This is a genomic window from Psychrobacillus sp. NPDC096623 (assembly GCF_044762655.1).
GTDB lineage: Bacteria > Bacillota > Bacilli > Bacillales_A > Planococcaceae > Psychrobacillus.
The window spans coordinates 456,047-469,773 of sequence record NZ_JBIWER010000003.1 but is presented as its reverse complement, the minus strand read 5'-3'; the positions used below and the strand labels follow the sequence as shown (position 1 = coordinate 469,773).

Below are 13,727 nucleotides of genomic sequence, written 5' to 3'. Positions count from 1 at the left end.
CATGAAACCTATTTATAATTCAGCAAAGGAAGCTGTTGCAGGAGTGCAAGATGGCATGACACTGATGGTCGGAGGCTTTGGGCTTGTTGGAATTCCAGAGCAACTCATATTAGCTTTAGTCGAAAAAGGTGTAAAGGACTTAACTGTTATTTCTAACAACTGTGGCGTGGATGAATGGGGTCTAGGACTACTACTCAAAAATAAACAAATAAAGAAAATGATTGGATCATATGTTGGAGAAAATAAAGAGTTTGAAAGACAGGTAATATCGGGTGAAATTGAGGTTGAACTGACACCACAAGGAACACTTGCCGAAAAAATCCGTGCAGGCGGTGCAGGAATTCCAGCATTTTTTACTCCTGCTGGTGTAGGGACAATAGTAGCCGAAGGCAAAGAAATACGTGTTTATGATGGTAAGGAGTATGTGTTGGAAGAATCACTTCGAGCTGATTATGCTTTGGTACGAGCAGCAAAAGCGGACAAATTTGGTAATCTTATTTATAACATGACAGCACAAAACTTCAATCCGATGATGGCTGCTGCAGGTAAAATTACTATAGCGGAAGTAGAAGAAATTGTGGAGACAGGAGATTTAAATCCAGCTCAAATACATACACCGAGCATTTATGTTCAAGGTCTGTTCCAAGCGGAACAAGAAAAAAGAATCGAACGTTTAACGACACGTTCTTGAGGAGGAGTTTCGATTGAATACACGTGAAAAAATTGCAAGAAAAGCAGAACAAGAAATCGAGGATGGAAATTACGTAAACCTAGGAATTGGAATTCCAACTTTAGTAGCGAATTTCATCTCACCGAACAAAACGGTCGTTTTACAATCGGAAAATGGTTTGCTTGGGATTGGTCCTTATCCTACCGAACAAGAAGTAGACCCAGATCTTATTAACGCTGGAAAGGAAACAGTGACTACGATTCCTGGCTCTGCGTTTTTTAATAGTGCAGAATCATTTGCGATGATTCGTGGAGGACATGTAGACGTAGCTATTTTAGGTGCGATGGAAGTATCTGAAAAAGGGGACCTTGCGAACTGGATGATTCCAGGGAAGATGATTAAGGGTATGGGAGGAGCAATGGACCTAGTGCACGGTGCAAAAAAAATTATCGTCATTATGGATCATTGTGCTAAGGACGGTTCTGCTAAGATTAAAAAACAATGCGAATTACCTTTAACGGGTAAAGCAGTTGTGAATAAAATAATAACAGAACGGGCAATGATAGAAGTAACAGAAAATGGACTTGAACTAAAAGAGGTATTCGAGGGTTATTCTGTTCAAGATATTATTGATGCTACGGAAGCTGATCTTATTATTAAAGATGTTAAAGAAAATGTAGCGATCTAATATCAGCTTGTGTTTTATTTTGAAATCCATTATTATAAAACTAATAGAATTGGACTGTGAAAAGGATTAGTAGATAAATTTCGTTTCTTTAGAGAGCTAACGGATGGTGCAAGTTAGCGTTACGAACTATTGAACTCGCCTTTGAGTCTGTGTAAGTGAACTAACAGTAGCTTATACCGTTTTCCGCGTTAAGGAGTCAAGTTGAGTGATTTTTCACTAATTTGGGTGGTACCGCGTGAGTATATCTCTCGTCCCTTAGTTTTTTAAGGGGCGAGTTTTTTTATTTAGAGGAGGAGTATTTTATGAGATTTAATCATGAGGCAATTGAAAAAAAGTGGCAAAAGTATTGGCAAGAAAATAAGACGTATAAGATGACAGATGATCCATCCAAACCCAAATTTTATGCATTGGATATGTTCCCTTATCCATCAGGCGTAGGTCTACACGTAGGGCATCCACTTGGATATATTGCAACAGATATTTTAAGTGCATTTAAACGTAAACAAGGCTATAACGTTCTTCATCCAATGGGTTGGGACGCTTTTGGTCTTCCAGCAGAGCAATATGCAATTGATACTGGGAATGATCCAGCAGAATTCACTGCTAAAAATATTGCTACCTTTAAACGTCAGATGACGGATTTAGGATTTTCATTTGACTGGGACAGAGAGGTTAATACAACAGACCCTTCTTATTACAAATGGACACAATGGATATTCATCCAGCTGTACAAAAAAGGTCTTGCATATGTAGATGAAGTACCAGTAAACTGGTGTCCAGCTTTAGGAACTGTTTTGGCTAATGAAGAAGTAATCGATGGAGTGTCAGAGCGTGGAGGGCATCCAGTAGAACGTCGTCCAATGCGTCAATGGGTACTACGCATTACTGCTTATGCAGACAGACTTTTGGAAGATTTAGATGATCTTGATTGGCCAGATAGCTTGAAAGAAATGCAACGTAACTGGATTGGTCGTTCAGAAGGTGCAGAGCTTACTTTTGAGGTGGACGGTTCAAAAGAATCATTCCGAGCATTTACAACTCGCCCCGATACTATTTTTGGCGCAACTTATGCAGTATTGGCACCAGAACACAAGCTTGTTGATGTAATTACGACTGCTGAACAGGCTGAAGCAGTGCAAGCTTATAAAGATCAAGTTAAATTGAAGAGTGACCTAGAACGTACAGATCTAGCAAAACATAAAACTGGTGTATTTACAGGTGCTTATGCGATTAACCCTGTAAATGGCGAAAAAATGCCAATTTGGATTGCGGATTATGTATTAGCAACATACGGAACGGGTGCTATTATGGCAGTTCCTGCTCATGATGAGCGTGACTATGAGTTCGCGCAACAATTTGATCTGCCAATCGTAGAAGTAGTTTCTGGCGGGGATATCTCAAAAGAAGCTTACACAGCTGACGGTACGCTTGTTAACTCAGAATTCTTAAATGGCTTAAATAAACAAGAAGCAATTTCAAAAGCAATCGAATGGTTTGAAGCAAACGGTAAAGGTGAGAAGAAAATCACGTATCGTCTACGTGACTGGTTATTCAGCCGTCAACGTTATTGGGGTGAGCCAATTCCAATTATTCATTGGGAAGATGGTACATCTACACCAGTAGAAGAATCTGAGTTACCATTAATGCTTCCAGTTACAACGGATATTAAACCGAGTGGAACAGGGGAATCACCACTAGCTAATATTACGGAATGGGTAAATGTTGTAGACCCAGTTACAGGTAAAAAAGGTCGCCGTGAAACGAATACAATGCCGCAGTGGGCAGGTAGCTGTTGGTATTACCTTCGTTATATCGATCCAAATAATGACGAAGCACTAGTAGATCCAGAATTAGCGAAGCGTTGGCTTCCAGTTGATATTTATGTAGGTGGAGCAGAGCATGCAGTTCTTCATTTATTGTACGCGCGCTTCTGGCATAAATTCCTATACGACATCGGAGTAGTGACAACGAAAGAGCCATTCCAAAAGTTATTTAACCAAGGAATGATTCTTGGTGAAGGTAATGAGAAGATGTCTAAATCGAAAGGGAATGTAGTTAATCCTGATGATATCGTGAAAAGTCATGGTGCCGATTCACTTCGACTTTATGAAATGTTTATGGGACCACTGGACTCTTCGAAACCTTGGTCAACAAATGGGTTAGATGGTTCAAGAAGATTCCTAGATCGTATTTGGCGTTTGCTTGTCGATGAAGACGGTAAATTAAGTGTTAAAGTTACTGATACTTCTTCCGTTAATATGGAAAAAGCGTATCATCAAACAGTTAAAAAAGTGACAGAAGACTTTGAAGCTATGCATTATAATACAGCCATTTCGCAAATGATGGTATTTATCAATGAAGGCTACAAAGCTGAGCAGATTTCAAAAGAATATGTAGAAGGATTTGTGAAGCTTATTTCTCCAATCGTTCCACATATTGCAGAGGAACTTTGGAGCATTCTTGGACATAACGATACAATCGTATATGAGTCTTGGCCAACCTTTGATGAATCTAAATTAGTAGACAATGAAGTAGAAATTCCGGTTCAAATTAAAGGAAAAGTTCGTGCAAAATTACTTGTGACCAAAGATGCAACAAAAGAAGAGCTAGAAGCGTTAGCTCTTGCTTCCGAACAGGTACAGCAATGGTTGGATGGGCAAGAAGTGAAGAAGATTATTGCAATTCCAGGCAAAATGGTGAATATCGTTATATAAATAAATACAAAGCTAAGCTGCTTTCCCTTTTTAGATGGGAAGCAGCTTTTTGTTTATTGTATCTAGAATTTGTAATTAATAATGTATATGTCGAAGGGAATCCAGTTAACCATTTAATAGGACTACAAACTGGTGATGATGACGGGAATTCTGTAGGCAATCATTGATGAAAAAGTAGGAACCTGCATGTTTAAATATTGAAGTACAAACCTAATATTAAGCTAAGATACAGTGGGGATGAAAAATCCTCACTGGTTTTATTTTTTCTTATAGATCCCTGTTATAATAGGGATATAAAATCAATTTATTAGTTAAAGAAGGAAGTGTAAAAACGATGAATTTTGAAACAGTTATGCAGGAACTTGAGGCCCTTGGTAAGGAAAGAACTAAAAAAATATATATGTCTAATGGTGCGCATGAGCCACTATTTGGCGTAGCTACAGGAGCTATGAAACCAATTGCAAAGAAGATAAAAATAGATCAAGCGTTAGCTGAAGAACTATATGCGACAGGCAACTACGATGCTATGTACTTTGCGGGAGTTATTGCAGATCCAAAAGGCATGACGGAGGCAGATTATGACCGCTGGATGGATGGTGCTTATTTTTATATGCTTTCTGATTATGTGGTTGCTGTAACTTTATCCGAGTCAGATATTGCACAAGAAGTTGCTGATAAATGGATAGCAAGCGGTGAAGAGCTGAGAATGTCGGCGGGCTGGAGTTGTTACTGCTGGCTTTTAGGAAATCGAAAAGACTTCGAATTCTCAGAAAGTAAGATTGCTGAAATGCTTGACCTAGTGAAGAATACGATTAACGATTCGCCAGAACGCACAAAATCAGCTATGAATAATTTTTTATATACTGTAGGGATTTCTTATTTGCCACTTCATGAAAAGGCAGTCGAGACGGCTAATGAAATCGGAGTGGTAGAAATGAAACGTGAAAACAAAAAAAGTGCTTTCTTAAATGCTTTCGAAACTATTCAAAAAGAAGTAGATAAAGGTAGAATTGGTTTTAAACGCAAATATGTTAGATGTTAAAATAACGTTAGAAAAGCTGCTTCATCCTTTTTCGGAGAAGCAGCTTTTTTACGTTTTTTGGTTATTCCAACTAAACTCTTCAAAATTCCAACTAAGCTTCTCAAAGTTCCAACTAACCCCTCCAAAGATTCCAACTAAACTCATTTTCGAGGTTTTTGCGAATGAAAAAAGCTCCTAGATTCAGTCAAGGAGCCCATTTTAGCTTATTTTACATAATTTCTTTCAAGTGTTTCGATAAATGAATGCATGATTCGATCTCCTAACTCTGTCCCAATTGATTCTGGATGAAACTGAAGACCATACAATGGAAAGTTTATATGCTTAATTGCCATTATTTCATGATCATCGTTCGCTCTCGCAAGCACTTCCAATTCATCTATTAACGATTCTTTCTCAATGACAAGCGAATGATAGCGCATGACCGAAATCGGTTCCTCAAAACTCTCGAAAAGTCCTTGATTTCTAAAGGAAATAGGGGACATTTTACCGTGCATAATCGTTTTTGCCTGCACAATTTTTGCTCCGAAAGCCGCTCCAATCGATTGATGGCCAAGACAAATACCTAAAATTGGATACTTTTTGTACAGCTTTTGAATAACTTCGATGGAAATACCAGCATCAGCAGGAGTGCCTGGTCCGGGAGAAATTATAATTGCCTCCGGGTTCAGCGCTTCAATTTCCTCAATAGAAATAACATCATTACGAACGACTTTCACATCTTTGCCAAGCATGCTTATTTGCTGATATAAATTATACGTAAATGAATCATAGTTATCGATCAGTAAAATCATCGTTGCACCTCCAAAAGAGCCTTAGCTTTATTGAGCGTTTCCTCATATTCACTCTTTGGAATAGAATCATGGACAATACCGGCTCCAGCTTGAACGTGGGCAAAACGATCCTTTACAACCATTGTTCGAATGGCAAGCGCTAAATCCATATTACCAGTTACGGAAATATAGCCAACTGCCCCTGCGTAAACACCGCGTTTCATAGGCTCTAAATTATTGATAATCTGCATGGCTCTAATTTTCGGTGCACCAGATACAGTTCCAGCTGGTAGACAAGTAGTTAACACATCTAGAACATGTGCATTTTCCTTCAGTCGCCCAGTAACTTCCGACACTATATGCATGACGTATTTGTAGTACTCAATTTTCATATATTTCTCTATATGAACAGTTCCAATTTCTGCAATTCGACCAATATCATTGCGTCCCAAATCCACGAGCATCCGATGCTCTGCAACTTCTTTTTCATCGTTCAATAAAGCGCTTGCTATGCGAGTATCTTCCTCCGCATTTATACCACGGGGTTTTGTGCCAGCTATAGGGTTTGTTGTCACTAACCCATCTTTTACCTTAACTAAGCTTTCTGGAGATGTTCCCAATATCGTATAGGCTTCAAAATCCATATAGAACATATAAGGAGATGGATTGGAGGTACGAAGCTGTCGATATAGCGAAAAAGGATCTCCATTAAAGGGAGAGGTAAAACGCTGAGACAGTACAACCTGGAATATGTCGCCTTTTAAAATATGTTCCTTTGCTTTTTCTACCATATGTGTAAAGTCTTTTTCTTGAATCTGTGGTTTAAAAGCGAGCGGTGAGTCCATATTAACTACCATTTTTGGTCCCTGCTGAAGCTCAGCTAGAATATTATCAATTGAAACAGACATATCTTCAGTTGAACGCCCATTTTGAAATAAATCTATAGCAGCAATAGTCACTATTTGTTTCAAATGATCAAAAATGATAAATGTATCGTAAAACATGACGTGAACATCGGGCATTTCTAAATCATCGTTTAACAAATGACCGATTTGCTCATTATAGAACGCTGTTTCATAGCCAAAATAGCCAATTGCCCCTCCAAAGAAAGAAAATGGATAAAGTTCTTGATGTATAGGTAGCAACATCTTAAGTTTTTCAATTACAGATATTTTCTCTTGGTCGATTTCTCCATTTTCAAGTGCTAATGAGTACCCATGCTGGTTACCGGTTAATTCACCGATGGGATCCACAGCGATAAATGAATATCTTCCACTTTCCTCATGCTTTGCAGAGGATTCAAATAACATTTTTTTCTTTCCTTTTAATGAATGATAAATGGAAATAGGAGTCATCATATCCCCTTGAATTTCTTTCATTTGATAGCTTCTCGTCTCAACTGTCATTTCTCAGCTCTCCTTTTTCTTAGGCTAATCTCAGCTCAACTAAACACAAAAAGGCCCTCCATCGAAAAGGACGGAGAGCCGTGGTGCCACCTTTATTGATTACTATTGTAATCCACTTATTGCAACCAAACAGTTGCGAGTCCTATAACGTAGACGAACGCCAAAACCTACTGAGTGTAAATGTTCAGCTTTGGAGCTAAGAAGCCCATTCACTTTACTGTCTGCACTGACTTGCACCTAGCGTCAGCTCTCTAGAGCATTTCATAAAGTTACTATTCTTCCTTATCGCTTGTTATAGATTATTGTATTATAAATTATTTTAAAATTCAATCGATTTTGCAGCACTCATCCCAGCAATTTTTCCTGTAACAAGGGCAGAGGTGATATTGTATCCACCTGTGTAACCATGGATGTCCAATATTTCACCGCAAAAAAAGAGTCCAGCCTTTTTCTTGGAAGCCATTGTTTTTGGTTCAATTTCCTTGATGGATACACCTCCACCGGTTACAAAAGCTTTTTCTAAAGGTTGTGTACCATATACAAATACGTTGAATTGTTTTAACTCATGGGCAAGTGCTCGTATTTTCTCGTGTGCTAAATTTTGGCCATCTTCACTTTCTTGAATGCCAGTTCGTTGAAGTAAAAATAATAACCACCTTTCCGGAACAATTCCTTTCCAAACATTTTTCACCGCTTTTTTGGGGTCCTCTTTTAGAGAGGATAAGAGCATTTGGAAAGTTTCTTCTTCGTTTTGTTCCGGAAGACTATCAATTCGAACAGCAACAGGTTGTCCACCATTTTTCTTTTGTTCTTTTACAACGAATTGGCTACATCTTAAGACGGCAGGGCCGCTTAAGCCGAAATGGGTAAACAGCATATCCATTTCATGCGTAATAATTGGTTTTCCTTTTTTATTTAACACAGAAACACCAACACCACGAAGTGCAAGGCCTTGAAGCTCCTTCGATTTGATAAATGTCTCATTGGACAATAAAGGTACCTCTGTAGGATACAAATCCGTTACAGTATGTCCAGCTTTTTCAGCCCATGGATAACCATCTCCAGTTGATCCGGTTTGAGGAACTGCTTTACCTCCGACCGCAACAACGATGGCACCTGAAGTAATTTCTTCACCAGTAGCTAGTCTAACACCAATTACTTTTTCATCATTCATCAATAATTTGGCTACAGCTGAATTTAACTTTATTTCTACCTGTAATCTATTTAACTCATCAAGTAGGGCATTAACGACATCCATCGCTTTGTTGGACACAGGGAACATTCTTCCGTGGTCTTCTTCCTTTAAAGCAACTCCTAGATTCTCAAAGAACTCAATAATATCTTCATTATTAAAAACAGAAAAAGGGCTAAATAAAAATCGTCCATTTCCAGGAATGTTTTTTACAATTTCTTCTTGGGGAAGTCTGTTGGTAACATTACAGCGTCCTCCACCAGATATAGCAAGCTTTTTCCCAAGCTTATTTCCTTTTTCAATAAGTAGTACTTTCTTGTTTTCTGCACCTGCTGCGGCAGCGGCCATTAATCCAGAGGGACCCCCACCAATTACAATAACGTCATACATAATAAATTCACACTTTCACTTTTTTCTTTATTATACATGATTGTGGTTTTCTTTAGACAGTTGTACACTGTAAGATAGACATTTTTACTTCAATAAGCAGATGTTTTTTTGCAACGTGCTTGCGCAGGAGCAGAGTTTCCCACTTCTAGAAGTGGAGGTGAATCAAGATATATATTCAACTATGTGGTGTTCACAAACCTCTGCTTAATAAAGTTAAGGCCTCCGGCGGATGTCAGAGATTTTTAAATGAATTTCTCAAGCAAGCTCGAGAAAAATCTAGGCGCACTGTTTTTTGCGACAAGCGTGCGCAGGAGCACATTCGCCGAGAAGAATTTGATAGGATTGGATGGGTTAGATGGCATCGAATTTATTGAAAGGGACCATGATCTTAACGGTCGGTCTTTTATTATCGCGAGTTTTAGGGATTCTCTATATAATTCCTTTTTATCAATTAATAGGCGAAGAGTATATAGGACTTTACCAATATGCATACGTGCCTTACTCCATAATGCTAGCCGTAGCAGTATCTGGTATACCAGTTGCCGTCTCAAAATTTGTGGCAAAATATAATACGCTTGGAGATTATGCAACAGGTAGGAAGTTAGTAAAATCTAGCATGGTATTAATGAGTCTTACCGGAACTATTGGGTTTATCATTCTATTTACATTGGCTGAACCTATAGCACATTTAGTTATTGAAGATGATGAGGCTTTAATAACAGTTCAAGATGTTGCGACAGTTATTAAATATGTGAGTTTTGCTGTAATTATCGTACCTTTGATGAGCTTGATAAGAGGATTCTTCCAAGGGTATCAGCATATGACACCAACTGCTATATCACAATTGATTGAACAAATTGCTCGTGTATTCTTTGTGATTATTGGGGCTTTTCTCGTTCTAAAAGTGTTTAATGGATCTGAAAAAATGGCAGTTTCATTTGCAGTTTTCGCAGCTTTTATCGGCGCTATAGCCGGATTAGTCGTTTTGTATTATTATTGGAAAAAGTTGAAGCCTGAGTTTAATGATCTGTTAGACGGAAGTGGAAATACGACATCTAATGTATCCCTAACTAATATTTATAAAGAAATATTAATCTATACAGTTCCATTTGCTTTAGTTGGAGTTATTAATCCGATATTTCAATTTATCGATATGATTACTTTTAACAGTGCTATGCATGACATTGGTATTAGCGGTAAGCTATCTAATATATTTTTAAGTATGTTGAACTTAACTACTCATAAGCTTGTAATGATTCCAGTAATGTTAGCTACCGGTTTTTCTATGGCTTTAGTTCCGTATATTACGAGCTATTATGCTAAAAAAGATTTTATACAAGTAAGAAGATCATTAGACCAATCATTTCAAATTCTTCTGTTTTTAACGGTACCAGCAGCTTTAGGTATATCCGTATTATCAGGTGAGTTTTATCATCTATTTTATGAACCAAGTGTAGACGGTGCTGAGGTTTTAGCGCATTATGCACCAGTCGCTGTTTTGTTTGCATTATATCCGGTTACCACGGCTATTTTGCAGGGGATAGACCGTCAAAAGTTAATTATTTTAAATCTTTTATTAGGGATTCTGACGAAACTTTTGCTTAATATACCTCTTATCAAAGCGTTTGAAACAGATGGTGCCATTTTAGCTACAGCTTGTGGTTACTTAGTAGCGATTGGCTTAAACTTATTTGCTATTAGTAAGACACTCCACTATAAATCGACTATGGTTATTAGAAGGATTGTTTTGATCCTTATTATCAATGTCCTTATGTTAATACTTGTTTATGTAATTAAGGTAGGTATGGAAAATCTATTTGTAATTGATAATAAGCTAGGGGCTTTAATAGTCATTATCGTTTGTGCGTGTATCGGAGCAGCTTTTTATGCGTTTGTTACATTACGATTGGGTCTTGCTCAAAAACTATTTGGAGAGAGACTGACAAGATTAACGAAAAAATTTGGTTTGTAGGTGACGAACATGCGTTTAGATAAATTTTTAGCTCATATGGGCTATGGTACAAGAAAAGAAGTGAAAGTTTTAGTCAAATCAAAGGCTATTCAAGTAAACGAGGTCGCTGTCAAAGATAGTTCCATGCATGTGAATGAAATTACAGATAAAGTGACTGTATACGGAGAGCCTGTGGAATACAAAGAGTTCATCTATTTAATGATGAATAAACCTCCTGGGGTAATTTCTGCGACAGAGGATTCTAGGGATCAAACAGTTATTGATCTCTTAGATGATGATGTCCGCCATTTTGATCCATATCCAGTTGGGAGATTAGATAAGGATACAGTTGGTCTGCTGCTATTGACAAATGATGGTGCATTAACACATCGTCTGCTCTCGCCGAATAAGGACGTACCAAAAGTGTATTATGCGAAAGTAGAAGGTGTGGTTGATGAATCGGATATTGAAGCCTTTTCTCATGGGGTAATTTTGGATGATGGCTATCATACAAAGCCAGGGATACTCAATATATTAAATAGAGGACCTATTTCTGAAATAGAATTATCTATTACAGAAGGTAAATTTCATCAAGTGAAGAGAATGTTTGAGGCAGTGGGGAAAAAAGTTGTATATTTAAAAAGGCTTTCGATGGGGAAGCTAGTGCTAGACAAAAACCTTTCAGAGGGCACATACAGAGAACTAACGGAAGAAGAGTTAGAACAAATACAGCAAAAGAATGACCTCGCTTAATCACTGAGCATGGTCATTCTTTTCGTATCGTTAATATCTAAGATGTCAATTTGACTCGTTTGTTCGTCGTGGTCCATTTGCCTCTTGTCGGACTAATAACTAAGTCATTAAAAGCAAGCACATTCAAATCTCGTTGAATCGTGCGAGGAGTGATGCCAAATTCATCGACTAAGTCTTGTGTTGTTACAGTTCCATTATCACGGATGAACATATACATGTCTTTAATTCGAGTAAGCATCCGATCAGTAGTAGGTTTCATAAGTAACCACTCCTTCATCATGATATCTCTTGGCTAGACTAGCGGACGACTTGGGTGAAAAGCAACTAGGTAATTGCAATTTACAGCCCCTTTACAATGATGGTAGTCAGAATATTTTCTTTCTGACAATTCCATTATAATAAATTTCTATTGAAATTTCTATAGAGATTATGATATTTACAAATAATTCACATTTCTCTTTAGTTTTGGGGTGAGCTAAAAGTAACATAAATTACATAGGGAAATCCGAGCAACGCTGATTTCTGCTCTATGTGGAAACTTTCTATAGGCACAGCTCGAGCCTGTAGTCTTTCACTACTCCTGCTGCTAATAGCCAAAGTATCGTAGATTTTTATTGATTAATTTCCCGATTTGTAAGTAAATAAACCTTTTGGGCAAATAATCAAACAACTAACAGATATTTATGTCTTTTTAGATAAAAAGTGTAAAATGAAGTGTAAGGATGACAGAGGAGGAAACTAAAATGAACTGGTTAGAATTAGCAGAATCTAAAAAAGCAGATTTAGTAGAAGAGTTACAAAGGTTAATACAAATTCCAAGTGTGATGGATGAAAAAGCAGGTAATGATGAAATGCCTTTTGGTCCTAAACCACTAGAAGCGCTTCTCCATATGTTAAATGAAGGAGAGCAAAAAGGATTTACAACCAAAAACGTTGATAATGTAGCTGGACATATTGAAATGGGTGAAGGCGAAGATATATTAGGTATTCTATGTCACGTAGATGTTGTGCCAGAGGGTAAAAATTGGACATATCCACCTTTTGAAGGGGTAGTTGCTGATGAGAAAGTGTTTGGTCGGGGTGCAATTGACGATAAAGGACCAACGATAGCAGCTTGGATGGCGATGAATCTAGTAAAAGAGGCAGGAATTGAGCTTGCCAAAAAAGTCCGTCTCATCATTGGAACAGACGAAGAAAGTGGATTCCGTTGTATGGCTAGATATTTTGAAAAAGAAGCAATGCCCCAAATGGGATTTGCCCCAGATGCGGATTTCCCAATTATTAATGCAGAAAAAGGTATAGCTAGTCTGATCTTTACGCAAACCGGTTCAGCTGATACGGAAACGATACAATTTTTCCAAGCAGGTAAACGTACAAATATGGTGCCCGATGAAGCCTTTGCAGTATTATTCGGTGGTTTACATATGATTAAAGAAAAGTTCCAAGCGTTTGCGGCAGAACATAATATTAATGGCGAAGTTACACAAGAAGGTCCGATGGTAAAAGTGCTTGTGTTTGGTAAATCTGCACATGCCATGGAGCCAGATGATGGGGTTAATGCCGGAATTGTACTAGCTAAATTTTTACAAAACATTAACTTAACGCCTCATTCCAAAGCATTTGTAAACTTTTTAGTGAATTCTTTCGGTGAAGAGAGTAGAGGACATTCTTTGGCACTCAATTTTACAGATGAAATTTCAGGGGATACGACATTAAATCCAGGGGTCATTCATTATGCACCTGCTCAAGGTTCATGCACACAGGTGAGTATGCGTTATTCTGTCAACTATCCTTTCGATGAACAATTAAGAGCGTGTAGAGAGCTACTAAGTGGTACTGGTATTACATTGGATTTGGGTACTAACTCTAAACCACATTATGTCGATAAAGAAGATATACTCATCAAAACTTTACAAAAAGTATACGAAAAACATACTGGTGAAAAAGCAGAACTTTTGTCTATCGGTGGAGGTACCTATGCAAGAGTTTTAGAAAAAGGAGTAGCATTCGGTATGCTTTTCCCTGGTAGAAAAGACGTAGCACATCAAGTAGATGAATATGTAGATATTGAAGATTTAGTTAAAGCTACTGCTATTTATGCAGATGCAATTGTAGAACTTGCTGGAAGCTCAAAATTCGAGGAGGAATAAG

General features: G+C 37.8%; 11 protein-coding genes and 2 other annotated features. Of the genes, 7 read left to right on the top strand and 4 right to left on the bottom strand.

Features of this window, described 5'->3' with window-relative positions; translation table 11 throughout:
* The first annotated feature begins 1 nt into the window (after position 1).
* From ACIQX2_RS11770 to ACIQX2_RS11755, 4 genes are all read left to right on the top strand, one after another.
* Positions 2–691, top strand: a complete 690-nt coding sequence (locus ACIQX2_RS11770; RefSeq protein WP_402850378.1) for a CoA transferase subunit A — start codon at positions 2–4, stop codon at positions 689–691.
* 13 nt (positions 692–704) lie between these two features.
* Positions 705–1,358, top strand: coding sequence for a 3-oxoacid CoA-transferase subunit B (locus ACIQX2_RS11765; protein WP_402850375.1), 654 nt, complete (start codon positions 705–707; stop codon positions 1,356–1,358).
* 47 nt (positions 1,359–1,405) lie between these two features.
* Positions 1,406–1,617: a binding site (T-box leader), on the top strand.
* 43 nt (positions 1,618–1,660) lie between these two features.
* Positions 1,661–4,072 carry a leucine--tRNA ligase gene (gene leuS / locus ACIQX2_RS11760; RefSeq protein ID WP_402850373.1) on the top strand — a complete coding sequence of 804 codons (2,412 nt, stop codon included), beginning with the start codon at positions 1,661–1,663 and terminating at the stop codon, positions 4,070–4,072.
* A gap of 334 nt (positions 4,073–4,406) precedes the next feature.
* On the top strand, positions 4,407–5,114 hold the full coding sequence (locus tag ACIQX2_RS11755; protein WP_402850371.1) for a DNA alkylation repair protein: 708 nt from the start codon (positions 4,407–4,409) through the stop codon (positions 5,112–5,114).
* Positions 5,115–5,317: 203 nt separating this feature from the next.
* Here ACIQX2_RS11755 and ACIQX2_RS11750 read toward each other — a convergent pair whose 3' ends face one another.
* The 3 genes from ACIQX2_RS11750 to ACIQX2_RS11740 all read right to left on the bottom strand — a co-directional run bounded on the left by ACIQX2_RS11750 (position 5,318) and on the right by ACIQX2_RS11740 (position 8,872).
* Positions 5,318–5,905 carry an anthranilate synthase component II gene (locus tag ACIQX2_RS11750; RefSeq protein ID WP_402850368.1) on the bottom strand — a complete coding sequence of 196 codons (588 nt, stop codon included), beginning with the start codon at positions 5,903–5,905 and terminating at the stop codon, positions 5,318–5,320.
* Positions 5,902–7,290 (bottom strand): anthranilate synthase component I, encoded by a 1,389-nt coding sequence (gene trpE / locus ACIQX2_RS11745; protein ID WP_402850366.1) that lies wholly within the window; start codon positions 7,288–7,290, stop codon positions 5,902–5,904. Before trpE ends, ACIQX2_RS11750 begins: the two co-directional genes overlap by 4 nt.
* 63 nt (positions 7,291–7,353) lie before the next feature.
* Positions 7,354–7,585, bottom strand: a binding site (T-box leader).
* A 24-nt stretch (positions 7,586–7,609) separates the two neighbouring features.
* Positions 7,610–8,872: a BaiN/RdsA family NAD(P)/FAD-dependent oxidoreductase gene (locus ACIQX2_RS11740; RefSeq protein WP_402850363.1), complete on the bottom strand. Its 1,263-nt coding sequence runs from the start codon at positions 8,870–8,872 to the stop codon at positions 7,610–7,612.
* Between the two features lie 355 nt (positions 8,873–9,227).
* Here ACIQX2_RS11740 and ACIQX2_RS11735 point away from each other — a divergent pair, with 355 nt between their 5' ends.
* Positions 9,228–10,844 carry a putative polysaccharide biosynthesis protein gene (locus tag ACIQX2_RS11735; RefSeq protein WP_402850360.1) on the top strand — a complete coding sequence of 539 codons (1,617 nt, stop codon included), beginning with the start codon at positions 9,228–9,230 and terminating at the stop codon, positions 10,842–10,844.
* A 9-nt stretch (positions 10,845–10,853) separates the two neighbouring features.
* Entirely contained in the window at positions 10,854–11,576 is a 723-nt protein-coding gene (locus ACIQX2_RS11730; RefSeq protein WP_402850358.1) for a pseudouridine synthase, read from the top strand.
* A gap of 37 nt (positions 11,577–11,613) precedes the next feature.
* Here ACIQX2_RS11730 and ACIQX2_RS11725 read toward each other — a convergent pair whose 3' ends face one another.
* Complete coding sequence (locus ACIQX2_RS11725) at positions 11,614–11,835, bottom strand: DeoR family transcriptional regulator (RefSeq protein ID WP_093060335.1); 222 nt, start codon at positions 11,833–11,835, stop codon at positions 11,614–11,616.
* Between the two features lie 484 nt (positions 11,836–12,319).
* On the opposite strand from ACIQX2_RS11725, the gene pepV reads away from it, so the two are divergent.
* On the top strand, positions 12,320–13,726 hold the full coding sequence (pepV, locus tag ACIQX2_RS11720; protein ID WP_402850356.1) for a dipeptidase PepV: 1,407 nt from the start codon (positions 12,320–12,322) through the stop codon (positions 13,724–13,726).
* The last annotated feature ends 1 nt before the right edge of the window (position 13,727 follow it).

Bases quoted from the DNA above. Each gene is read 5' to 3' on its own strand.
- ACIQX2_RS11770 (WP_402850378.1), top strand. From the start codon at position 2: ATGAAACCTATTTATAATTCAGCAAAGGAAGCTGTTGCAGGAGTGCAA.
- leuS (WP_402850373.1), top strand. From the start codon at position 1,661: ATGAGATTTAATCATGAGGCAATTGAAAAAAAGTGGCAAAAGTATTGG.
- ACIQX2_RS11755 (WP_402850371.1), top strand. From the start codon at position 4,407: ATGAATTTTGAAACAGTTATGCAGGAACTTGAGGCCCTTGGTAAGGAA.
- ACIQX2_RS11750 (WP_402850368.1), bottom strand. From the start codon at position 5,905: ATGATTTTACTGATCGATAACTATGATTCATTTACGTATAATTTATAT.
- trpE (WP_402850366.1), bottom strand. From the start codon at position 7,290: ATGACAGTTGAGACGAGAAGCTATCAAATGAAAGAAATTCAAGGGGAT.
- ACIQX2_RS11740 (WP_402850363.1), bottom strand. From the start codon at position 8,872: ATGTATGACGTTATTGTAATTGGTGGGGGTCCCTCTGGATTAATGGCC.
- ACIQX2_RS11735 (WP_402850360.1), top strand. From the start codon at position 9,228: ATGGCATCGAATTTATTGAAAGGGACCATGATCTTAACGGTCGGTCTT.
- ACIQX2_RS11730 (WP_402850358.1), top strand. From the start codon at position 10,854: ATGCGTTTAGATAAATTTTTAGCTCATATGGGCTATGGTACAAGAAAA.
- ACIQX2_RS11725 (WP_093060335.1), bottom strand. From the start codon at position 11,835: ATGAAACCTACTACTGATCGGATGCTTACTCGAATTAAAGACATGTAT.
- pepV (WP_402850356.1), top strand. From the start codon at position 12,320: ATGAACTGGTTAGAATTAGCAGAATCTAAAAAAGCAGATTTAGTAGAA.